Annotated in this window: 20 protein-coding genes; 13 read left to right on the top strand and 7 right to left on the bottom strand. The window is 59.7% G+C overall.

What is annotated here, in order from left to right; genetic code table 11:
• Positions 1-184 precede the first annotated feature (184 nt).
• Positions 185-2299 (top strand): 5-histidylcysteine sulfoxide synthase, encoded by a 2115-nt coding sequence (ovoA, locus tag HNR62_RS07570; protein ID WP_204795472.1) that lies wholly within the window; start codon positions 185-187, stop codon positions 2297-2299.
• A gap of 36 nt (positions 2300-2335) precedes the next feature.
• On the opposite strand, the gene ppsR is transcribed toward ovoA, so the two are convergent.
• Complete coding sequence (ppsR, locus tag HNR62_RS07565) at positions 2336-3148, bottom strand: posphoenolpyruvate synthetase regulatory kinase/phosphorylase PpsR (RefSeq protein WP_204795471.1); 813 nt, start codon at positions 3146-3148, stop codon at positions 2336-2338.
• A gap of 185 nt (positions 3149-3333) precedes the next feature.
• Here ppsR and ppsA point away from each other — a divergent pair, with 185 nt between their 5' ends.
• The 4 genes from ppsA (at position 3334) to queE (ending at position 7608) form a co-directional block, all read left to right on the top strand.
• Positions 3334-5712, top strand: a complete 2379-nt coding sequence (ppsA, locus tag HNR62_RS07560; protein WP_204795470.1) for a phosphoenolpyruvate synthase — start codon at positions 3334-3336, stop codon at positions 5710-5712.
• A 128-nt stretch (positions 5713-5840) separates the two neighbouring features.
• Positions 5841-6548, top strand: a complete 708-nt coding sequence (queC, locus tag HNR62_RS07555) for a 7-cyano-7-deazaguanine synthase QueC (protein ID WP_204795469.1) — start codon at positions 5841-5843, stop codon at positions 6546-6548.
• Positions 6536-6892, top strand: coding sequence for a 6-carboxytetrahydropterin synthase QueD (gene queD / locus HNR62_RS07550; protein WP_204795468.1), 357 nt, complete (start codon positions 6536-6538; stop codon positions 6890-6892). Before queC ends, queD begins: the two co-directional genes overlap by 13 nt.
• Complete coding sequence (gene queE / locus HNR62_RS07545; protein ID WP_204795467.1) at positions 6889-7608, top strand: 7-carboxy-7-deazaguanine synthase QueE; 720 nt, start codon at positions 6889-6891, stop codon at positions 7606-7608. Before queD ends, queE begins: the two co-directional genes overlap by 4 nt.
• A 132-nt stretch (positions 7609-7740) precedes the next feature.
• Here the strand turns inward: queE and moeB are convergent, their stop codons facing one another.
• Both moeB and moeA read right to left on the bottom strand, forming a co-directional pair.
• Positions 7741-8496 (bottom strand): molybdopterin-synthase adenylyltransferase MoeB, encoded by a 756-nt coding sequence (moeB, locus tag HNR62_RS07540; RefSeq protein WP_204795466.1) that lies wholly within the window; start codon positions 8494-8496, stop codon positions 7741-7743.
• Entirely contained in the window at positions 8496-9737 is a 1242-nt protein-coding gene (gene moeA, locus HNR62_RS07535; protein WP_204795465.1) for a molybdopterin molybdotransferase MoeA, read from the bottom strand. The genes moeB and moeA overlap by 1 nt, the downstream gene beginning before the upstream one ends.
• Before the next feature lie 171 nt (positions 9738-9908).
• On the opposite strand from moeA, the gene folE reads away from it, so the two are divergent.
• Positions 9909-10565, top strand: coding sequence for a GTP cyclohydrolase I FolE (folE, locus tag HNR62_RS07530; RefSeq protein WP_204795464.1), 657 nt, complete (start codon positions 9909-9911; stop codon positions 10563-10565).
• Between the two features lie 39 nt (positions 10566-10604).
• Here the strand turns inward: folE and HNR62_RS07525 are convergent, their stop codons facing one another.
• Positions 10605-11489: a LysR substrate-binding domain-containing protein gene (locus HNR62_RS07525; protein WP_204795463.1), complete on the bottom strand. Its 885-nt coding sequence runs from the start codon at positions 11487-11489 to the stop codon at positions 10605-10607.
• Between the two features lie 192 nt (positions 11490-11681).
• Here HNR62_RS07525 and HNR62_RS07520 point away from each other — a divergent pair, with 192 nt between their 5' ends.
• From HNR62_RS07520 to HNR62_RS07510, 3 genes are all read left to right on the top strand, one after another.
• The gene (locus HNR62_RS07520; RefSeq protein ID WP_204795462.1) at positions 11682-12245 is read left to right on the top strand and encodes a YceI family protein; all 564 of its coding nucleotides are present in this window, start codon (positions 11682-11684) and stop codon (positions 12243-12245) included.
• A gap of 15 nt (positions 12246-12260) precedes the next feature.
• Positions 12261-12992: a hypothetical protein gene (locus HNR62_RS07515; RefSeq protein WP_204795461.1), complete on the top strand. Its 732-nt coding sequence runs from the start codon at positions 12261-12263 to the stop codon at positions 12990-12992.
• A gap of 114 nt (positions 12993-13106) precedes the next feature.
• Positions 13107-13379: an Rdx family protein gene (locus HNR62_RS07510; protein WP_204795460.1), complete on the top strand. Its 273-nt coding sequence runs from the start codon at positions 13107-13109 to the stop codon at positions 13377-13379.
• A gap of 18 nt (positions 13380-13397) precedes the next feature.
• On the opposite strand, the gene olsF is transcribed toward HNR62_RS07510, so the two are convergent.
• The gene (gene olsF / locus HNR62_RS07505) at positions 13398-15113 is read right to left on the bottom strand and encodes a bifunctional ornithine lipid synthase OlsF (RefSeq protein ID WP_204795459.1); all 1716 of its coding nucleotides are present in this window, start codon (positions 15111-15113) and stop codon (positions 13398-13400) included.
• 91 nt (positions 15114-15204) lie between these two features.
• On the opposite strand from olsF, the gene HNR62_RS07500 reads away from it, so the two are divergent.
• Both HNR62_RS07500 and speA read left to right on the top strand, forming a co-directional pair.
• A complete protein-coding gene (locus tag HNR62_RS07500; RefSeq protein WP_204795458.1) occupies positions 15205-16140 on the top strand; it encodes a patatin-like phospholipase family protein in 936 nt (311 codons plus the stop codon).
• A 269-nt stretch (positions 16141-16409) separates the two neighbouring features.
• Entirely contained in the window at positions 16410-18314 is a 1905-nt protein-coding gene (gene speA / locus HNR62_RS07495) for a biosynthetic arginine decarboxylase (RefSeq protein ID WP_204795457.1), read from the top strand.
• 63 nt (positions 18315-18377) lie between these two features.
• Here speA and HNR62_RS07490 read toward each other — a convergent pair whose 3' ends face one another.
• Positions 18378-19460, bottom strand: a complete 1083-nt coding sequence (locus HNR62_RS07490) for an AI-2E family transporter (protein ID WP_204795456.1) — start codon at positions 19458-19460, stop codon at positions 18378-18380.
• Between the two features lie 93 nt (positions 19461-19553).
• Positions 19554-19715 (bottom strand): DUF2496 domain-containing protein, encoded by a 162-nt coding sequence (locus HNR62_RS07485; RefSeq protein ID WP_204795503.1) that lies wholly within the window; start codon positions 19713-19715, stop codon positions 19554-19556.
• Positions 19716-19993: 278 nt separating this feature from the next.
• Here HNR62_RS07485 and psrA point away from each other — a divergent pair, with 278 nt between their 5' ends.
• Together psrA and HNR62_RS07475 are read left to right on the top strand one after the other, a co-directional pair.
• Positions 19994-20674, top strand: a complete 681-nt coding sequence (psrA, locus tag HNR62_RS07480; RefSeq protein WP_204795455.1) for a TetR family transcriptional repressor PsrA — start codon at positions 19994-19996, stop codon at positions 20672-20674.
• Between the two features lie 31 nt (positions 20675-20705).
• Positions 20706-22976 (top strand): acyl-CoA dehydrogenase, encoded by a 2271-nt coding sequence (locus HNR62_RS07475; protein ID WP_204795454.1) that lies wholly within the window; start codon positions 20706-20708, stop codon positions 22974-22976.
• Positions 22977-23316: the final 340 nt, after the last annotated feature.

Below are 23316 nucleotides of genomic sequence, written 5' to 3'. Positions count from 1 at the left end.
TGTTTATAGCACAAGGCCGGAGGCTTGAAACCGGTTTTTTGCCGATGGCTTCGTTATCCCGTTTATGCTTAACGGAAAGAGACGAGGACGTTAGCGGGTCTTGTGCTCGGGGCGCAAGTGCTGCCTGTTGCAGATACCGGGATACAGACCAACAATAAAACGGTTATCAATCAGGGAATATGCCATGGAAACATTAGCAGAGGCGGTGACCAGAACCCCCTTGCTGACCGGCACCTCGGTCGGGCAGAAGCGGGAAGAAATCCGGCGTTACTTTCACCAGACCTTCACCCTTTATGAGCGCCTGTTCGACTGCATCAACAGCGACCAGGCTTACTACCTGCGCCCGGAGCCGCTGCGTCACCCGTTGATCTTCTACTTCGGTCACACCGCCGTCTTCTTCATCAACAAGCTGCTGCTGGGCAGGTATCAGGATACCCGGCTGGACGAGCGGCTGGAGTCGATGTTTGCCATCGGTGTCGATGAAATGTCCTGGGATGATCTGGACAGCGCTCATTATGACTGGCCAACGGTGGCCGAGACGCGCGCCTACCGCAGCGAGGTTAGAGCGGTGGTCGACCGGCTGATCACCGAGATGCCGCTGATCCTGCCCATCACCCGGGATTCACCGGCCTGGATAGTGCTGATGGGCATAGAGCACGAGCGTATTCATCTCGAAACCTCGTCGGTGATCATGCGCATGCTGCCGCTGCAATACCTGGATGCGAAGCCGTTGTGGGCGGCCTGCAGCGACTCGGGTCCGGCGCCGGAAAACGCCTTGCTGCCGGTGGCGGGCGATACCCTGACCCTGGGCAAGCCGGCATCGGCGGCCACCTACGGCTGGGACAACGAATACGGCCACCACACAGTGGCGGTGCCGCCGTTCAGGGTGGCGAAATACCTGGTTTCCAACGGCGAATATCTGGCCTTTGTGGTGGCCGGGGGTTACCGCGAACCCCGTTACTGGACCGAAGAAGGACAGCGCTGGCTGGCCTGGGCCGGGGCCGAGATGCCGCGCTTCTGGCATGAACGCAACGGCGAGTATGTACAGCGCAATCTGTTGCAGGAAATGCCGCTGCCCCTGAACTGGCCGGTGGAGGTGAATTATCTGGAAGCCAAGGCGTTCTGCAACTGGAAGGCGGAGCGGAGCGGCACCCATGTACGGCTGCCGACCGAGGCGGAATGGACCCTGCTGCGCAACCGGCTCGACCTTGATCAGCCCGATTGGGTGCAGGCGCCCGGCAACATCAACCTGGAGCATTATGCCTCGTCCTGTCCGGTGAACCGTTTTGAACAGCAGGGGCTGTTTGATGTGACGGGCAACGTCTGGCAGTGGACCGAAACCCCGATAGACGGCTTTCCCGGCTTCGAGGTGCATCCGCTCTATGACGACTTTTCTACCCCGACCTTCGACGGACGCCATAATCTGTTCAAGGGGGGCTCCTGGATCTCGACCGGCAACGAGGCGACCCGTTATGCCCGCTATGCGTTTCGCCGCCATTTCTTTCAGCATGCGGGCTTCCGATACATTGAATCCGACGATGCAGAGGTCCCCGTGGACGCCGTCAACCCCTATGAAACCGACGTTCTGGTGGCCCAGTATCTGGAGTTTCACTATGGCGATAGCTACTTCAAGGTGCCCAATTACCCCGTGGCCTGCGTGCAGGCGCTGCTGGCGCAGGCGCCGAGCCTGCACCGGGGCAGGGCGCTGGATCTGGGCTGCTCTGTGGGGCGGGCCAGCTTCGAGCTGGCTCGTTATTTCGGGCAGGTCGACGGCATCGACTTTTCCGCCCGCTTCATTCAGTACGGTTTTCGGCTCAAGGAAAACGGCCAGGCCCGCTTTGCCATTCCCACCGAAGGGGAACTGGTGGAGTTCAGGCAAACCAGCCTGGCCGAGCTGGGCTATGCCGATCTGGCCGACAAGATTGATTTTGTGCAGGGTGACGCCTGTAACCTCAAGCCCCGCTTTACCGGTTATGATCTGATCTTCTGCGGTAACCTCATCGACCGGCTTTACGATCCGGCGCTGTTTCTGAACCAGGTACACCAGCGGCTGAATGCGGGGGGGTATCTGGTGCTGACCTCGCCCTACACCTGGCTGGAAGAGTACACGCCCAGGGAGCAATGGCTGGGCGGCATCAAGGTCAACGGCGAGAACTTCACCACCCTGGATGGCCTGAAAGCCGCTTTGATGGATCGTTTCGAGCTGGTGGGCCGGCAGGACATTCCCTTCGTGATCCGCGAAACCCGACGCAAGTTTCAGCACTCGCTGGCCGAGATGACGGTGTGGCGGCTGAAATAAGCCGATACCGCCTCACGCATCACGTTTTAGGTTCAATCAATAAATTCGCCGCCGGATCCCGGTGCGTTCCAGGATCTTGACCGAAATTTCTTCCACCGAATGATAGGTGGTATCGATAAAGGGAATTGCCTCCATGCGGAACATGCGCTCCACCTGGCTCAGCTCGTAACGGCACTGTTCGGCGGCGGAATAACGGCTGTCGGCCCGACGGCGCTGGCGGATCTCCTGCAGACGGTTGGCGTCGATGGTGAGCCCGAACAGCTTGTGGCGGTTGGCCTTGAGCGCGGGGGGCAGGGCCAGCCGGCTCATGTCCTGATCGATAAAGGGGTAATTGGCCACCCGAATGCCGAACTGCAGGGCCAGATACAGGCAGGTGGGGGTCTTGCCACAGCGAGACACACCGACGAGAATGATATCGGCTTCGTCATACTCCTTGGTGGTGACGCCGTCGTCGTTGTCGAGGGCGTAGTTGACCGCATCGATACGTGAGTCGTAATGCTTCTTGTTGTCCATGCTGTGGGTGCGGTGAGTACGGGGCTCGGCCTTGACCCCGAGTTGCTGCTCTATGGGCGCCACAAAGGTATTGAGGAAGTCGTAACACATGGCATCGCTGCTGGTGATAATGTTGCGCAGGGTGTTGTCCACTATGGTATGAAACACCAGTGGCTGTTTGCCGCTTTGATGAAAACTGTCGTTGATCCTGGCTTTGACCACCCGGGCCTTGTCTTCATCTTCCACAAAAGGAATGGTAAATTGTTCGAAAGGCAGGGGGAACTGGCTTAACACCGCATGGCCGAACACTTCGGCTGTGATCGCCGTCCCATCAGAAACATAAAAAACCGTGTGCATGGGACCTCCAGATCTCACTTTTGGCTATTGGCGCAGGTTAAACGTTTACCCGCTTTTCGGCGCCATTGTAGAATCATTCGGTGCCCAGGCCCACCCGCACCATAAAATAATCGGGGCCCTGCAAAAAGTACGTGATGCAGAGCGAGATACGCACCCCCAGAAATATCTTTGTTGGAGACGCAGCAGTGAAGGAATATGTGATTTGGTACGAACAGCTCGGTATGCAGGATGTAGATCGGGTAGGCGGAAAAAATGCCTCTTTGGGCGAGATGATCAGCCAGTTGTCCGGCGCCGGCGTGTCGGTTCCCGGCGGTTTCGCCACCACCGCCTTCGCCTTTGACGAGTTTCTGGAACAGAGCGGGCTTAACAAAAAAATTCATGACTTGCTGGATACCCTGGATGTGGACAACATCAAGGCGCTGGGTGATGCCGGCAAGGCGATTCGCCAGTGGGTGATCGATACGCCTTTCCAGCCCGAGCTGGAAGCGGCCATTGCCGGTGCCTATGCGGATCTGACCGGCCAGGCCGGCGATCAGGCCTCCTTTGCGGTGCGCTCTTCCGCCACCGCGGAAGACATGCCGGATGCCTCTTTTGCCGGCCAGCAGGAAACCTTTCTCAACGTGCGTGGCCTGGATGCGGTGATGGAAGCCATCAAGCATGTGTTTGCCTCGCTGTTTAACGACAGAGCCATTTCCTACCGGGTACACCAGGGCTACGACCATCGCGGTGTGGCGCTGTCTGCCGGTATTCAGCGCATGGTGCGTTCCGACATCGCCGCCTCCGGCGTCATGTTTACCCTGGATACCGAGTCCGGCTTCGATCAGGTGGTGTTCATCACCTCGTCCAACGGTCTGGGCGAAATGGTGGTGCAGGGCGCGGTCAACCCGGATGAATTCTATGTGCACAAGCCGACCCTCAAGGCAGGTCGCCCGGCGGTGGTGCGCAAGACCCTGGGTTCCAAGCTGCAGAAGATGATCTACGCCGAAGGCGTGGAGCTCGGCAGGCAGGTGGACATCAAGGAAACCAGCAGGGAAGAGCGGCGCAACTTCTCGCTGACCAACGACGAAGTGATGGAGCTGGCCAAACAGGCGGTGATCATCGAACAACACTACGGCCGCCCGATGGACATCGAGTGGGCCAAGGACGGTATCGACGGCCAGCTGTACATAGTACAGGCGCGCCCCGAAACCGTGCGCAGCCGCCAGGATGCCAATGTGCTGGAGCGTTTCGCCCTCAGCGAAAAGGGTGACGTCATCGCCGAAGGCCGGTCCATCGGCCACAAGATAGGCGCCGGTGTGGCCAAGGTGATTTCATCCATCGAGCAGATGGACGAGATCAAGGCCGGCGACGTGCTGGTCACCGACATGACGGACCCGGATTGGGAACCGATCATGAAGCGGGCCGCCGCCATCGTCACCAATCGCGGTGGCCGTACCTGTCACGCGGCCATTATCGCTCGCGAGCTGGGTATTCCCGCCGTGGTCGGTTGTGGTGACGCCACCACGCGTATCAAGGATGGTCAGGAAGTGACCGTGTCCTGCGCCGAGGGCGATACCGGCTTCATCTATCAGGGTCGGCTCGAGTTCGACATCAACACCTCCGAAGTCGGCGCCATGCCGGTGTCGCCGGTGAAGGTGATGATGAACGTGGGCAACCCGGATCGGGCTTTCGACTTCGCCCAGTTGCCCAACGCGGGCGTGGGTCTGGCACGACTGGAATTCATCATCAATCGCATGATTGGCGTGCATCCCAAGGCGCTGCTGAATTACGACACCCAGAGCCCCGAGCTCAAGCTGAAGATCGACGAGATCATCGCCGGCTACGAGAGCCCGCGCGAGTTCTTCGTGGCCAAGCTGGCCGAAGGGATCTCCACCCTGGCCTGTGCCTTCTGGCCGGAGCGGGTCATAGTGCGGATGTCCGACTTCAAGTCGAACGAATACGCCAACCTGCTGGGCGGTGACGCCTATGAGCCGGACGAAGAAAACCCCATGCTGGGTTTCCGCGGCGCCTCCCGCTACATCTCCGAGGACTTCCGCGACTGTTTCGCCATGGAGTGCGAGGCGATGAAACGGGTGCGCAACGACATGGGTCTGACCAACGTCGAGGTCATGATCCCCTTTGTACGAACCCTGACCGAAGCCGCCTCCGTGATCGACATTCTGGCGGAAAACGGCCTTAAACGTGGCGAAGCGGGCCTCAAGGTCATCATGATGTGTGAACTGCCGTCCAACGCCTTGCTGGCGGACAAGTTCCTGGCCTACTTCGACGGCTTCTCCATCGGCTCCAACGACATGACCCAGCTTACCCTGGGGCTGGATCGGGACTCGGGTCTGGTGGCCGGCTCCTTCGACGAGCGGGACGAGGCGGTGAAGGCGCTGCTGTCCATGGCCATTCGGGCCGCGCGTAAGGCCGGCAAGTACGTGGGCATCTGCGGCCAGGGGCCGTCGGATCACGCCGACTTTGCCGCCTGGCTGGTGGAGCAGGGCATCGACTCGGTCTCCCTCAACCCGGATACGGTGATCGACACCTGGCTGTACCTGGCCGAGCACTCGTCGAGCAAGTAAGCTTATCCGGTAACACGTTAAAGGGCGCTTCGGCGCCCTTTTTATTTGATCTCATCTCCACGGGCGCTAGAATAGCCCCGCTTTTACTCCCGGTCGCAGCCTACCCGGACAAAACAAGGACACAATATATGAAAGCATTGCTGATCTGCTCCGGCGGATTCGACTCCGTGACCCTGGCCTATCGGCTGGCGGCGGAGCAATCCCTCGGCGCCCTGCTGACCTTCGACTATGGTCAGCGCCACAAGAAAGAAATCGATGCCGCCCGCCATTGCGCCGAGCGGCTCGGGGTACCTCACCTGGTGATGGACATAGGTCACATCGGCCGCCAGCTGTCCGGCTCGGCCCTGACCGACGATATAGAGGTGCCCCACGGCCACTACAGCGAAGAAAACATGAAGCTGACGGTGGTGCCCAACCGCAACGCCATCATGCTTACCATTGCCTTCGGCGTGGCTGCCGCCCGCGGTCTCGATACCGTGGCACTGGCGGTTCACGGCGGTGATCACTTCATCTATCCCGACTGTCGCCCCGACTTTATCCGCCTGTTCGGCGAGATGCAGGCCAAGGCGCTGGATGGCGTGGCCGAAGTGGCGTTGTTTGCTCCTTACGTGAACACCGACAAGACCGAGATTGCCCGGGATGCGGCGCGCTTCGCGGTGCCGGTGGCGGACACCTGGTCCTGCTACGAAGGCGGTGATCTTCACTGCGGCCGCTGCGGCACTTGCGTGGAGCGTATCGAAGCCATGGCCCTGGCCGGGGTGGAAGATCCCACTCCCTATCTGGATAAAGAGTATTGGCTCGAGGCGGTCGAGAGGGTGAAAAAATGTACACCATAAAGAAAGAGTTTCACTTTTCCGCCTCCCACCAGTTGCATCAGATGCCGGACTGGCACCCCTGTGCCCGACTGCATGGCCACAACTATGTGGTGGTGATCGAGCTGCAAAGCGAGACCCTGGATCAGTACGGCTTCGTGCGGGATTATCTCGAGCTCAAGGCGTTCAAGGACTACATCGACGACACCCTGGACCACCGCCATCTCAACGAGGTGCTGGGCGACGCCTGCACTACCGCCGAGCGGCTGGCACGGCATCTGTTCGACTGGGCCCGTGCTCATTGGCCCGAGGTGAGCGCGGTATCGGTGTCGGAAACGCCCAAGACCTGGGCGGAGTACCGGCCATGAGCATTGCCGTCAGCGAAATTTTCGGCCCCACCATTCAGGGCGAGGGAGCCCTTATCGGGGTGCCGACGGTATTTGTGCGCACCGGCGGCTGTGACTTTCGTTGCAGCTGGTGCGACACCCTCTATGCGGTAGAGCCGCGCTTCAAGGCCGACTGGACACCGATGAGTGCCGACGCCATCATGGCCGAGGTGCATCGCCTGAGCGGTGGCCGGCCGCTGCTGGTGACACTGTCCGGTGGCAATCCGGCATTGCAGCCGCTGACCAAGCTGCTGGAACTGGGCCATGCCGAGGGCTATACCTTTGCCATGGAAACCCAGGGCAGCAAGGTGCAGGACTGGTTTGCGCTGCTCGATCATCTGACGCTCAGCCCCAAGCCGCCGTCGTCTGCCATGGCCTTCAACCGCAGCCGGTTCGAGGCCTGTCTAGCCGCCGCCGGCAGCCGGACGCAGGTCAGCCTCAAGCTGGTGATCGCCGACGAGGCCGATTACCAATGGGCGAGGGCGCTGGCGGCCGATTACCCGCAGCTGCCGCTGACCCTGCAGCCGTGCAATCCGTCACCGGCCACCCCCGAGCAACCCGAGCTGGAAACCGACACGGCATCGCTCAACGCCCGCCTGCGCTGGCTGGTAGACAAGGTCACCGCCGACCGCTGGTTCAACGCCCGGGTACTGCCTCAATTACACGTACTGATCTGGAACAACGAACGCGGGGTGTAGCGCTCCACCATCCCCTGTTTTTAATCCTGCTGGATCTGTAGTGTGAAAGAGGCAACAGAGTTGCCTCTGGGCTACGGCATTCTTTACCCTCTGAATACCTTCTGAAACTATCACATTACACACCGTCTACTGCTACGAATTCCCCCCGCATATCGGGCAGTCCGGTGCCTTGGGCAGGGTCAGCTCCCGGGTGTTGAGGTTGAGGCCGTCGACCAGTAGCAGCTTGCCTCTGGGCGAACGGCCCATGTTGGCTAGCAGCTTGATGGCCTCCAGCGCCTGCAGGGAGCCCATGACCCCCACCATGGGCGCCAGCACCCCGGCTTCCACACAGCTCAGGGTGCCGGCGCCGATCAGCCGGCTCAGACAGCCGTAGCAGGGCTCGTCGTCACCATAGGTAAAGACGCCGAGCTGGCCTTCCATGCGGATCACCGCCGCCGACACCAGGGGGACTTTGGCGGCAAAGCACAGCCGATTGACCCGCTGTCGGGTCTCCAGATTGTCGGTGCCGTCGAGCACCAGCTGATGTTGGGGGATAAGCCCGGTAAGCAACGCCTCGTCGGCATCGCAGGCGTAGGTGATCATCTTGAGATAGGGATTGGCGGCGCGCAGGCTGTCGGCGGCGGAGTCCACCTTGAGCCGGCCGATATCGCCGTCCTGATGCAGCACCTGGCGCTGCAGGTTGGACACTTCCACCCGGTCGTGATCCACCAGGGTGATCTGGCCCACACCGGCCACAGCCAGATACTGGGCGGCGGCACAACCCAGGCCACCGGCGCCGATGATCAGCACGGCGGCATTTTTCAGGGCTTCCTGGCCCTCGATATCGAACTGGCGCAGCACTATCTGACGGTTATAGCGCAGCCATTCTTCGTCGCTGAGTTGCTGCATTACCAGTAGAGCCCGTCGATCAGCTCCAGGGTGACCATTTCTCCTTCACTGACGTTGCCTCTGTCCTGCTCCAGGTGCAGCAGGCAGTTGGCCTCGGCCATGGCGCTGAACACCGCCGAGCTCTGGGCGCCGGCGGCCACGACCCCCAGGCTGCCGTCGGCCTGGGTACTGACCACACCGCGCTGAAAGTCCATGCGGCCGGGACTTTTTTTGAACGGCATCAGCGCCCTGGCCTGCAGCAAGGGGGCGGGGTTTAACGTTTCTCCGGCCAGTGTTGCCAGGGCCGGACGCACCAGCAGATGAAAGGTGACGGCGGCCGACACCGGGTTGCCGGGCAGGCCGAAGAAGGGGCAGTCGTTGATGTGGCCAAAGGCGAAGGGTTTGCCGGGCTTGATCGCCAGCTTCCAGAAGCCGATACGACCCACTTCTTCCAGCACCTGCTTGGTGTAGTCCGCATCGCCCACCGAGACGCCACCGGAGGTGATCAGGGCATCGGCCTCGGTGGCGGCCCTGAGCAAGGCCTGGCGGATCAGCGCCGGGTCGTCCTGGATAATGCCGTAATCGATGACCCGGATGCCGAGCCGTTCGAGCATGGCGCCGATGCCGATGCGATTGGAGTCATAAATATCGCCGGGAGTGAGCAGCTCGCCGGGGCTTTTCAGCTCGTCACCGGTAGAGAGCAGCGCCACCGTCAGTGGGCGACGTACATATATCTGCTCCAGCCCGAGTGACGACAGTACCGACAATACCCTGGCGTTGATGCGGGTGCCGGCGGCAAAGACCCGCTCGCCCTGGGCCAGATCTTCGGCGGGAAAGCGCACATGCCGGCCCTCAGTTACTGGGCCTTGAGGATAGATGATGTTGTGCTCCGAGCGGCAGTTTTCCTGCATCACTACGGTGTCGGCACCGAGCGGCATGGCGGCCCCTGTCATGATGCGCACGCATTCGCCGGGGCCGACTCGCCCGTTGAACGGATGGCCGGCCAGGCTGGTGCCGATCAGGGTGAGCGCCGCATCGTTCGTTACATCACTGGCGCGCAGGGCGTAACCGTCCATCGCCGAGTTGGCGAAGGAGGGGACGTCTATGGGGGAGTGAATATCGTCGGCCAGAATCCGGTTCAGCGCCTGTTCCAGAGGGACGGTATCGCTGTCGGTTCTTGCCTCGAGACGAGTGAGCATCTCGTGTTTGGCGTCGAGGTAGGGACGCAGCCCGGGTTGGCTGTCGCAATCGTGAATGGCCATGTTCGGTTACCTGTTATAAGGACGGTCGAGCTCATTATTCCAGTTTAAAATGTTTTTTGTCATCTTTCTCTGAAGGTTAGGAAATGAATCCACCATTCACACCGGACTCTAAATGCACTACCATTCCAGCAGTTTTTTTTACTGCTTTATATTTATTCAACGGAGCCTGTCATGACCGCTTTGAGCGATGCCGCCATTCGAGTTCGTTCCGCCCTTGAGGCGAGAGGGCTGGAAACCCCGATGAAGGGCAATAATCTGACTCTTGATGAAAAACAGTCCCGTATTACCGGCTTGATGACCGAGATGATGGATGTACTGGGTCTGGATCTGGAAGATGACAGCCTGGCCGAAACCCCACAGCGTATCGCCAAGATGTACGTGCGCGAAATTTTCTCGGGGCTGGATTACAGTTACTTTCCCAAAATCACCCTGATTGACAACAAGATGAAGGTGGATGAAATGGTGCAGGTGCGGGACATCACCCTGACCAGCACCTGCGAGCATCATTTCGTGACCATCGACGGTACGGCCACCGTGGCCTATATTCCCCGCGGCAAGGTGATTGGGCTGTCCAAGATCAACCGCATAGTGCAGTTTTTTGCCCGTCGGCCTCAGGTGCAGGAGCGACTGAACCAGCAGGTGCTGGTGGCGCTGCAGACATTGCTGGAATCGGATGACGTGGCGGTGAGCATTACCGCCACCCACTATTGTGTGAAGGCTCGGGGCGTGATGGATGCCACCAGTAGCACCACCACCACATCGCTCGGGGGCATTTTCAAGAGCCGGCCCGAAACCCGTCAGGAATTTCTCGGCGGCGTGGTTCGTTAAGCGGGTTCCGCGAATAATAAAGGGCACCGGGCGTGCCCTTTATTTTGTCTGCTTGAAGCAGCTTTCCATATAGTCCACAAAGCACTTTACCCGGCTGGGCAGAAAATGCCGATGCGGGTAGAGCAGGTTCAGGCTGAGCTTCGGCAGTTCGAAGTCGTCCAGCAGCGGCACCAAGGCACCCTTTTCCAGATAATCCTCCACGATAAAACGGGGCTGCATGATGACGCCCATCCCCTGACTGGCCGCCAGGGCCAGAGCCCGGCCGGTATTGGCGCGCATGGCGCCTTTGGGCCGAACCTGATAATGATACCCCCGCTGCTGATAGTTCCATTGCGGTTCGCTCAGGGTATAGAGCAGGCAATTATGGTCGACGAGATCGGAAGGATGCGAGGGGGTGCCGTGCCGGGCCAGGTAATCGGGGGCGGCGCAGGTCATCATCGACATCTGCGCCAGAGGCCGGGCAATCAGTGACGAGTCGGGCAGGGCGCCGATGCGCAGCGCAAGATCGAAGTTTTCCTCCACCAGTGCCACCAGACGATCGCTGTATTCCAGAATGAGGTGAATGTCCGGATAGCGGCGGTAAAACTCCGCCAGCAGTGGCGCCACCTTGAGGGCGCCGAAGTCCATGGGCACAGAAATTCGAACAGGGCCACTGGGCCGGCGACTGTGATCCGAAATCATGGCGTCGGCCTGTTCCAGTTCGGTCAGAATGGCATGACAGCGTTGATAATAGAGCTGCCCGGCTTCGGTAACGCTGACCCGCCGGGTGGTGCGCATCAGCAGACGGGCATTGAGGTGCTGCTCCAGCAGGCCCACCTGTTTCGACACCATGGCGACCGATAACTCCAGCTGTTGTGCGGTTTTGGTAAAGCTTTGCAGCTCGACCACCTTGCAGAATGTTCGAATGGCGGATAATTGGTCCACGGATTTCGCTCCTCTGTGTCAGCTATCTTTTTATGCGTCAATTTATGTGTCAATGGCCATCATTATTAACTAAAAGTAGATAATGTTTCAGTTAAATTATAATTGTTCTCGTTTTTAAGGCATCCTACTATCTCATCCGGATTAATCATGTGGCGCCATCCGCGCCTGATGTTGGCAGAAACGGAGACTCTTATGAATACGAAAAAAATAGCCCTGCTGGTTTCTTCTCTGGTATTGGCCGGCCCGGTTGTGGCCGCCGATTACAAGGTGGATCCGGCCCATACCGCGGTCGTGTTTGAAGTAAGCCATATGGGGTTCAGCACCCTGCTGGGACGTTTCAACGAGCTGGCAGGCGACTATCAGTTCGATGCGGATAATCCGGCCGCTGCCAAGGCCAGCTTCACCATAGAGGCGGACAGCGTCGATACCAACCATCAAGAGCGGGACAAGCATTTGCGTAGCCCCGACTTCTTCGATGTCCGCCAGTATCCGACCCTGGATTTTGCCAGCACCGGCTATGAAGGCGATAAAAACGGCGGCAAGCTGAGCGGCAACCTGACCGTGCACGGCGTGAGCCAGCCGGTGACCTTCGATGTCAGCTTTATCGGTGAAGGCGAAGATCCCTGGGGCGGTTATCGTAACGGTTTCAATGCCGAGACCACTATCAAGCGCAGTGACTTCGGCATGAGTTACGGCCTGCCCGGCGTGGGTGACGACATTGCCATCAAGCTGTTTGTTGAAGGCATTCGTCAGTAACATCGGGAGAATGGTATGGGCGTGGATCTGCTGATGCAGACGCTGCTGCCGGCCATGTTTGCGGGCGCCATCGGCTGGTGGCGCCCGTCGGCATTCTGGTGGTTGGCGGGTCTGGCGGTGTGGGTGACTATCGGTTGGGCATCCGGCTGGTATCTGTTACCGACCAAGGGGACCCAGTGGTTGCCGTTTGCCTTCTGGGCGGTGGCGCTGGCCGGCCTGTTACCGGGCCTGTGGCGTCGGGTGCTGACACTGCTGCTGATGAGCGGTGTGTTTCTGCTGGCGCTGTGGCCCTTGCTGGGACGTTATCCCGAGGCGCTGCTGGGCCTGCTGGTGTTCTGGCTGTGGCAGGGCTGGCGTGAATGGCGTGGCGGCACCGGCCGTGCCGGGCTGGGCTTTGCCGCCGGAGGGGCTGCCTTTGCCATTACCGTGGCCATCGGCGGCAGCCTGCTGCTGGCCCAGCTTGCAGGATCCCTCGCGGTGCTGGCCGGCATGCTGTGGTTGAGCGGCCTGACCCGTTTTGCGTCTGATCGTTATGTCACCGGCGCCTACGTGTTGCTGCTGACTCTGTGCTGGCAATTCATCCCCATGGACGGGTGGCTGGTGGCCCTGGCGCTGATACCGCCACTGGTGGAGCAGGGACTGCGCCACAAGGGAGCCTGGTGGTCGTCGGTGGCGGCGGTGGTCTCGGCGCTGCTGGTCGGGGCACTCGGCCTCTGGCTGGTGTGGCCTCAGGGCTCGTTATATTGATAGCCATGTTATAAAAAAGGGGTCGTAAAAAAGGGGTCGGAGTCGATATATTGACTCCGACCCCTTTTTCCCTTTTTCGTACCGGGATTTTTAGTGATGAGACAAGGAAACACCATGAAACCGAGAGTGGAAATTCGCTACTGCTCCCTGTGCCGCTGGCTGTTGCGTTCGGCCTGGCTGGCACAGGAAATCTTGTCGACCTTCAATGACGAGGTGGGCGAGGTGGCGCTGATCCCGGGCGAGAAAGGCCAGTTTCAGATCATCGTCGACGGCACCCTTGTCTGGTGCCGGGTGGCCGACGAAGGCTTTCCCGAGGCCAGGGAGATCAAGCAACGGTTACGGGATCATATCGCGCCGGAGCGCGATCTGGGCCACAGCGACCGTTGAGCCTGTCTGTTCGCCGGATCAGGTGTCTGATGGTTCACGGTGCGGTGCTATGTAGCGCTGATAACGAGCGGGTTTGAGCCGCTGCAGATCCACCATCACCAGGCCATCGACACAGTCGGCAAAGTCCGGGTCGGTACCGAAGTCGATAAACTGGACCCCACCGGGTTCACACAGCTCCGAGTACTGTTTGTAAAGGGTGGGAATGGCGGTGCCCATATTGTCCAGCAATTGCTTGAGTCGTTGCAGATCCTGCTGATAATCCTGCCCGTCGAACTGCTCTCTCAGGGTCGAGGTGGTCGGGGGCAGCGGTCGCCGGGAGCGAGCCAGATCGGCCTGGGCCGGAAAGTACAGGCGGTAGAAGGCCACCAGCAGATCCCGGGCGGCAACCGGTAGCGCGGCACTCAGCGACACCGGGCCGAACAGATAGCGGTACTGCGGATGACGGGCGAGAAAGGCGCCGATGCCGAACCACAGGTAATCCAGGCTACGTCGGCCCCAGTAGGCGGGCTGAATGAAGCTGCGCCCCAGCTCTATGCCCTGATCGAGGTATGGGGTCATGCTGTCGTCGTAATCGAACAGGTGATGACTGTAGAGTCCGGCCGGTCCCTTTTGTGCTATTTGCTCGGCGGTGGGAATGAAGCGGTAGGCGCCGATCACTTCCAGTTCGTTCGGGTCCCACAGCAGCAGCTGATAATAATCATCGTCGAACGGGTCCAGATCCCGTCGCTTGCCGGTGCCTTCGCCCACGGCCCGGAACGACAGCTCCCGCAACCGGCCGATTTCCCGCAGTATCACGCTATGACCGTGACGGCTGGCACGGGTGAGGTAGATGGCTTTGCCATCGTTGGTCTGCCCCAGCCGCTCGCATTGTTCTACCGCTTTTTTCAGCTGCAGCCGTGGCTCCGGGGGCGCGATGGCCACCTGGGTGTCGAACAGACCGGGTTTGCCCTTGCCAATCCGGTACAGGTGACGACGAAACAGCAGGCATAACGCCTTGTCATTCAACCCCGAGTTGCGGCAATTCTCCAGGGACACCGGTTGTCCGATGCGCAGGGCGATATGCTTGTTTTTCTGGCGAAACATTTCCCGTACCAGCAGCAGGCCACCGAGTGGCCGGGAGGCCAGCGAACTGAGATAGAAGAGGGTGGAATTTCGACCGGCGATATGCACCGGCACTATGGCGGCCCGGGCCTTGGTGGCCAGGCGCAGGAAGCCCGAGTTCCAGCGACCATCGCGGATCCCCTTGGGCCCGAGTCGTGATACCTCTCCGGCGGGAAAGACAATCACCACGCCGCCATCGAACAGGTGGCGCTGCACGGCCTGCAGCTGGAGGCGCGCGGTTTTTCCGCCCAGATTGTCTACCGGAAGCAACAGGGAAGACAGCGGCTCTATCCGGGCCAGCAGTTGATTGGCTATGATTTTGGTATCGGGCCTGACGCGTGACACCAGTTTGAGCAGCGCCAGGCCGTCGAGCGAGCCGATGGGATGATTGGCGACGATCACCAGGGAGCCGGTCGCCGGTATATGCTCCAGCTCCTGTTCGTGCAGGGTGAGTTTGAAGCTGAAGTAATCAAGTACCTGCTCTACAAAGTCGAGGCCGCGCAGGTGGGGATATTGCTCGGCGAAGTCGATGAAGGCCTGTTCATGCAATAGATAGCGCAATACCGTTTTGCAGCCCGGAAGATGTTGCCATCTGGGAAAATGCTCGGTGACCAGGGTGTCTACAGATAACATAACGGGTTCCTCCCTTGCTATGAACCCAGATTAAGCCGCACCGGTGACGGTGCCATGGCGCCCCGATGACGGTTTTATGACAGGAGTTGCGATGACCAAGCATGTCCCGATCAGCCTGGGGCGACTTGCCCCCTTGTATGCCAATGTAGAGGGCCTCTGCGGCAAGCTGGCCCTGGTATGTGAAGGGGGCGGCCAGCGGGGAATTTTTACCGCCGGGGTGCTGGATGTCTTTATGGAGGCCCGCTTCGACCCCTTCGATATCCTGATCGGTACCTCGGCCGGGGCCCAGAATCTGTCCGCCTTTGTGTGCGATGCCCGGGGCTATGCCTGCAAGATCATCGGGGAATATACCACCCGTGCCGAATTCTTTCGTCCGTTGCACTTTGCCCGTGGTGGCGATCTGGTGGATCTGGACTGGTTCTTCGAGGTACTGACCCATGGGCTGCCGCTGGATATCGACACCGGTCGCAAGCGGCTGAACGGGCGCGAGCTGCTGTTTTGCAGTACCCGCACCGGTGATTACCAACCTCATTATTTTCACCCGGCCGAGAGTGACTGGATGCTGGGGTTGAAGGCGTCCAGCGCCATCCCGCTGTTTTACCGGGCCGGGGTGGAATGGCAGGGGGAACGTTATGTGGACGGCAGTGTCGCCGATGCCATTCCGGTGCGCGAGGCGTACCGCCGCGGGGCGCGCACCATAGTGGTGATCCGTACCGTTCCCCAGCACAGCCGCTTCAGCCCGCACTGGGCGCGCAAGCTGGAAGCCTGGATAGGTCGTGAGCGGCTGGGCGATTTGATGCAGATAGTGGAGGCCCACGAGCGCTGCTTTAACGACTCCCACGATTTTATCTATTCGCCGCCGGAGCATACCCGGGTGTTCGAGATTTTTCCGCACCAATCGTTGCAAAGCCGGGTGTTGGGCTCGAGTCGGGCGCAGCTGGATCAGGACTATGAACTGGGGCGGCGCTGCGGTCTGTATTTTCTGCAGACGCTGGGGCCGGCGCTGCAGGCACTGGCGGCGCAATAAAGGCGTAATAAAAGTGGTCATCAGCGCGCTCATCTACTGGTCAGCGCCCGACTCTGTGTGTAGACTCGGCTCCCGTTTTTCAGGACAAACCACGCTGATGGCCATGGGTAGCCATGTCACTAGTAGCTATGTCACTAGTACCCATGTCATGGCGAGGTTTGCCGAAGCAGCGAACGCTCTATATCCTCGGAGCGTCACAACATTATCGTACCGGGCCTTATCCAGGTCCGGATCTTCTATGGCCCTTACATTCAAAGGGGACAAAGAATATGGCTGAATGGTCCGCAAACGACGCGCTCAAGGTGTATAACCTGCCTTACTGGGGCGCGGGCTTCTTTCATCTGGACGATCAGGGACGGGTGGTGGTTACCCCCGATAAAACCCGACCCGAGGCCAAAGTGGTGGTATCCGAGGTGGTCGAGCAGCTCAAGGCCGAAGGCTACGCCGCGCCGGTGCTGCTGCGTTTCCCCGATATTATCAAAAGCCGCATCGATGCCCTGTTCAACGCCTTTAGCGGCGCCATCGAAGATTATGGTTACCAGGGCGATTACCTGACCGTTTACCCGATCAAGGTCAACCAGCAGCGCGGTGTGCTGGATGCGGTCACCAAGGCCTACAAAGACAAGCCTCGTCTGGGCCTGGAAGCCGGTTCCAAGCCGGAGCTGCTGGCGGTACTGGCGCATAGTCACGAAACCGAGTCGGTGATCGTCTGTAACGGCTACAAAGACAAGGAATATATTCGTCTGGCGCTGCTGGGCACCAAGATGGGCCATCAGGTCTATATCGTTATCGAGAAGCTGTCCGAGCTGACCATGGTGATGGACGAAGCCAAGCGGCTCAATGTGGCGCCTCGCCTCGGTGTACGGGCCCGGCTGGCCTCTCAGGGCGCCGGAAAATGGCAGTCCAGCGGGGGCGAAAAGTCCAAGTTTGGCCTGAGTGCGGCCCATGTGCTGAGCCTGGTCAAGCAGTTGCGTGATGCGGACTGCCTGGACTGGCTGCAGTTGCTGCACTTCCATCTGGGTTCCCAGATTGCCAACATTCGCGATATCCAGAAAGGCGTGCGTGAATGCGGCCGTTTCTATGGCGAGCTGCGCCGCATGGGCGTACCGGTCGATATCGTCGATGTGGGCGGTGGTCTGGGTGTGGATTACGAAGGCACCCGTTCCCAGAGCTATTGCTCGGCCAACTATAACCTGCGCGAATATGCCAACAATGTGGTCTGGGGCATCGGCGATGTGTGCCGCGAGTTCGAGCTGCCTTATCCGCTGATTATCAGTGAATCCGGCCGGGCCATCACGGCGCACCATGCCATGCTGGTGGCCGATGTGATCAGCACCGAATCGGCCAAACCCCAGGCGGCGAAAGCGCCGGCAGACGATGCCGCCTTCCTGCTGCAGAACATCTGGGAAACCTGGGAAGACTTGTGTCAGGAAGATCCGCCCCTGCTCGAAATCTACCACGACACCGTGGCCGAGCTGGCCGATGTACATCAGCAGTACAACATGGGTCTGATGACCCTGGAAGACAGAGCCTGGGCCGAGGAAATGCACCTCAATATCTGTCTGGGCATCAAGTCACGGCTGGATACGGTCAATCGGGCGCACAGACCCATTATCGACGAGCTGAACGAGAAGCTGGCGGACAAGTGCTTCGTCAACTTCTCCCTGTTTCAGTCGCTGCCCGATGCCTGGGGTATCGATCAGATCTTCCCGGTATTGCCGCTGGACGGCCTGGATCGGGCGCCGACTCGTCGCGCGGTGATCCTGGATATCACTTGTGACTCGGACGGTGCCATCGACCAGTACGTGGATGGTCAGGGGGTGGAAACCACGCTGCCGATGCCGGAGTTTGTGCCCGGTCAGCCCCAGTATCTGGGCTTTTTCCTGGTGGGTGCCTATCAGGAGATTCTGGGCGACATGCACAACCTGTTCGGCGATACCCACAGCGCGGAAGTGTCGGTGGACGAGCAGGGCAAGGTGGTGGTCAATAACGTGAAAGCCGGCAGTACGGTCGCCGACATGCTGCGTTATGTGGACATAGATCCCTCGGTGATCAACGCCCGTTACGAGGTGCTGGTGAATCAACCGGATCTGGACGAGGCCACCCGGGCCATGATGCTGAAAGAACTGTCGGCCGGTCTGGAAGGGTATACCTATCTGGAAGAAGAGCTGTAAAGCAAGCCGTAACCGGTAAGCGGTCAATAAAAAGCGGGAAGTCGATGCCGACTTCCCGCTTTTTTATGCCCGGGTCTCCGGGGGCAGGCTGTGTAGCCATTCCCGCCAGATGGCCACCAGCAGCGCCATCAGTACCGGCCCGATAAAGAGGCCGACAATACCCATGGTGGTGACCCCGCCGACCAGGCCGAAAAAAGTGGGTAGAAACGGCAGCTTGATGGGGCCACCCACCAAGCGGGGACGTATGGTCTTGTCCACGATAAACAGTTCAATCGCTCCCCACAGGAAGAGACCGACCGCCGCCACCGTGTCGCCGGAGCCGGCCAGATAGAGTGATACCAGGGTAACGGCGAGCGGGGCGCCGCCGGGTATCAGGGCCATGAAGCCGGTCAGCATGCCCAGCGCCACCGGTGAGGGAACACCGGCCATGGCGTAGGCGATACCCAGTATCACGCCTTCGCCGAGGGCAATCAGCCCCATGCCGGTGACGGTAGAGGTGACGGTGGCCGGCACCATGCGCGAAAAGCGGGCCCAGTGTCCGGCCAGCACCGACTCGCCCACCCGATCGAGTTGACGGGCCAGTATCTGACCGTCCTTGTAGATGAAGAACAGGGTGATCAGCATGAAAATCAGGATCAGAAACAGATGAAAGGCCCTACTGCCGAGGGTCAGAATCCAGCGATAGAGATTGCCGAGTTGTTCGCCACTGAGCAGACGCACCAGCTCGCTCAGCGCCTGGGGCTCGGCCAGGTACTTATCCCAGTAGGGGGTCAGCCAGTTGCCCAGGGCGGGTAACGCCTTTATCCACTCCGGCATGGCCGCCCCCTGACGGTTGACGTCGATAAGCAGCTCGACCCAGTCCTTTATTTCCCCGAAGGCGTAGGCAAAGGCAAACGATAGCGGTACCACCAGGGTCAACATGACCAGCAGTACGGCGAGGCTGGCGGCGAGCAATTCCTTGCCCCGGCACAGGCGCAGCAGCCGGTGATAGAGTGGCCAGCTGGCAAAGCCGATGATCAGGGCGCCCAGTACCGGCACCAGAAAGTCATTGAAAAAGTAAACGGCCACCAGCAGCAGAAAGATCAGCAGCCAGCGGGAAATCGGATTATCGGGCAGGGTCTTGAACATGTTTAACTCGACGGGCATCAATGCGCCAGAGGATATCCTCTGGCGCGCCGGTGCGCCAGCATCATCGGCAGTATGGGGGGCGCGCACATAGACAGCGCCTGCGCTATCGGCTTATTCGCCCTGTCCATCGGGCCTGGTCAGCTTGCGTTCACAGTCTGTTCTGACGATGGCGAGCGCCGCCAGAGCCAGGGCAGGATCCACGTTATTCAGCTCCAGTATTTCAATCAAATCTACCGCCAGTTGTACTTCTGCCGGGGCATTGGCCAGGGTCATGATGCTTTCCTTTTTATGATCGATGGTCATGCTTGGTTGCCGGGGAGCCATGCTACACAAAAGAGGCGTCGCAAAGAACGGCGAGCAAAAAAATGCCCAGCAAGGCTGGGCAAAGACTTAGTGCTTAATTGCAGTGGCATTACATTGGAGCGAAGAAGGGCCCGAAGGTTCCCGTTATCTGTGTCAAAAAGGGAAAAATTTATCACAAGGGTTTAACTTGACAGTCATCGCTCATGAAACATAGATTTTAAACGATTGTTTTATTTTTGAGGTACACAGTGAACAAAGCTGCAGGAAAGGTAGGCAAGGTAGGCAAGGTAGACAAAAAAGTAGGCAAAGTAGATACCAAGCAGAAGATACTCGAGGCCGCCGAGGTGCTGTTTGCCGAGCAGGGGTTCAACGATACCTCGCTGCGGCTGATCACCAGTGCAGCCGACGTGAATCTGGCGTCGGTCAACTATCACTTCGGCTCCAAGAAAGACCTGATCAAGGCGGTGATGGATCGCTACCTGACGATTTTTATGCCCAGGGTCGATGCGGCGCTGCGGCAATTGCTGACCGAGCCCGGCATCAAGCTGCATCAGGTATTCGGCTGTTTTGTGGCGCCATTGATGGAGCTGACGGTGCTCAAGCGCCGGGGGCCCGAACTCTTCCTGCAGCTGCTGGGTCGGGGCTACATCGATAACCAGGGCTTTTTGCGCTGGTTTATCGTCAATCATTATGGCGAGGTACTGGAGCATTTTACCCGGGCCATTCACAAGGCGGCGCCGGAATTATCGTCGGCCGATGTGTTCTGGCGACTGCACTTCACCCTGGGTACCGTGGTGTTCACCATGGCGTCCAGTGACGCACTGCGGGACATCGCCAAAACCGATTTCGATGAAGACATCGATGTGGAAGGGCTGGTACGCAAGATGATCCCTTATCTGGCCAGTGGCGTGGGTGCCACCCCCTGTTGAGCGACCGTATCGGTTAATGAGGAGAGGGAACATGAGTTTACGCAAGAAATGGATCAGCGGGCCGGCCTTCGCCACCTTCAAGAAGATACTGCCGCCATTGTCGGAGACCGAACGCGAGGCGATGGAGGCCGGCTCTGTCTGGTGGGACGGCGAACTGTTCGGCGGCAAACCGGACTGGTCAACGCTGATGGCGTATGGACCCTCGACCCTGACCGATGCAGAGCAGCATTTTCTCGATAATCAGGTGGAAACCCTGCTGGCCATGCTGGATGACTATCAGATAGTCAACGATGAACGGGAACTGCCCGAGCCGGTGTGGGACTACATCAGGCAGCAAGGCTTTTTCTCGCTGATCATCCCCAGCTCCTACGGTGGCCGGGACTTTTCCGCCTATGCCAACTCCACCATAGTGGCTCGCATTGCCTCGCGCAGCGTCAGCGCCGCCGTGACCGTGATGGTACCGAACTCGCTCGGCCCCGGCGAGTTGCTGATGCACTACGGCACCGATGAGCAGAAAGACCGCTGGTTGCCCGGACTGGCCAGTGGGAAAGAGATACCCTGCTTCGCCCTCACCGGGCCCGAGGCGGGTTCCGATGCGGGCGCCATTCCCGACAGTGGCGTGGTGTGCGAGGGGGAATACCAGGGCGAGCAGGTGCTGGGTCTTCGTCTGAACTGGGACAAACGCTATATCACCCTGGCGCCACGGGCGACCGTGCTGGGGCTGGCATTCAAGCTGCTCGATCCCGACGGCCTCCTGGGCGATGACAAGGCGCCGGGCATCACCTGCGCGCTGATCCCCACCAGCCACCCGGGAGTGGAAATCGGTGCTCGTCACTTCCCCATGGGGTTGGCCTTTCTGAACGGGACGACTCGCGGCAAGGATGTGTTTATTCCCCTCGACTGGATTATCGGCGGGTCCGAATATGCGGGCCGGGGCTGGCGCATGCTGGTGGAATGCCTGTCGGCAGGGCGGGGCATCTCGCTGCCGGCGCTGGGTACCGCCAGCGGCCATCTGTCGGTGCGCACCACCAGTGCCTATGCCTATGTGCGCAAGCAATTCGGCTTGTCCATCGGCAAATTTGAAGGGGTGCAGGAAGCGCTGGCCCGCATCGGTGGCCTGACCTATCAGCTGGAAGCCACCCGTCGGCTGACCACCCGGGCGCTGGATCTGAACGAAAGTCCGGCCATCGTGACCGCCATCTCCAAGTATCATATGACCGAAATGGCACGCACCGTGCTGGATGACGCCATGGATGTACACGCGGGCAAGGCCATTCAAATGGGCCCCGGCAACTATCTGGCCCACAACTACATGGGCATACCGGTGGCGATCACGGTGGAGGGGGCCAATATTCTGACCCGTAACCTGATGATCTTCGGCCAGGGGGCCAGCCGTTGTCACCCCTATGTATTGCAGGAACTGGATGCGGCGGCCAACCCGGATGAAGAGGCGGGGCTGGAGGCGTTTGACCGTTTGCTGTTCAAGCACATCGGCTTTGCCACCGGTAACCTGTTCGGTGCACTCTGGCAGGGGCTGACCGGCGCCCGTTTCAATGGCAGCCCGGTGTCCGGTGAAACCGCTTGCTACTACCGACAGCTGGCGCGGATGAGCAAGGCGCTGGCACTCTGTGCCGATGTGTCTATGCTGCTGCTGGGCGGTGATCTCAAGCGCAAGGAGATGATTTCGGCGCGGCTGGGGGATGTGTTGAGTCATCTCTATCTGGGCAGCGCCACCCTCAAGTATTTCGAGGACAATGGCCGACCCGCAGATGAACTGCCGTTCGTGCATTATGCGCTGACGCGTAACCTGAATCTGATTGGCGAGGCACTGGACGGTTTCTTTCAGAACTTCCCCCATCGTCCGGTGGCGCTGATCCTGAAGGCGCTGATCTTCCCGCTGGGTAACCGCTACAAAAAACCGCTGGACAAGCATGCCCAGGCCATCGGCAAGGTGCTGATGACACCGGGCGGGGTGCGCGACCGGTTAACGGCGCTCTGTTATGTGCCTGCCGAGGGCAGACCCGGGCTGGGCGAGGTGGAAGCCGCCTTTCTGGCCATGGTATCGGTGCAGGGTATCGAGAAAAAACTGCGTGCGGCGCAAAAAGCCGGCACCCTGCCACGCGAGCTGGCCTTTGACGAGCTGCTGCTACAGGCAAGCGCAGAGGGCATTATCGACGAGACCGAGATGCAGCAGCTGAAACACGCCGATGAACTGCGTCGCAACGCCATTGCGGTCGACAGCTTCAAGCCCGGCGAACTGAGCCGGGAGGCAAGCAGCAGTAAAAAATCCGAGGTGGCCTGAGTTTTTTGTCGGTGCCGCCGAACCGCTCCTCCCCCTTGGCTGTGGGGCTACAGGCAAACGGCGGGTTTTCGCCAGGGGGAGGCTGGGAGGGGGTGTCGCTGCAGATCGAGGCATTGAGCCAGGGGAACATGCGAATATGCAGCAGCAACCTCTCCCTAACCCTCCCCTTGCGTTGCACTCCGCAGGTATTCTGCTGGTGCGGTGTTAAAGGGGAGGGGACTGTATGGCGCCATGCCTGTCAATTTCGATTCGCCGGTGGGTTTGCGCCGGCGGAACAATGAAAGCCATAAAACAAGAAAGCCGTCCCGAAGGACGGCTTTTAACGTCAGTAAAGCGGAAG

The organism is Oceanisphaera litoralis, from assembly GCF_016907015.1.
Taxonomy (GTDB): Bacteria; Pseudomonadota; Gammaproteobacteria; order Enterobacterales; family Aeromonadaceae; genus Oceanimonas; species Oceanimonas litoralis.
The sequence above is the reverse complement of the archived record's forward strand: the minus strand, read 5'-3'. Positions and strand labels throughout refer to the sequence as shown.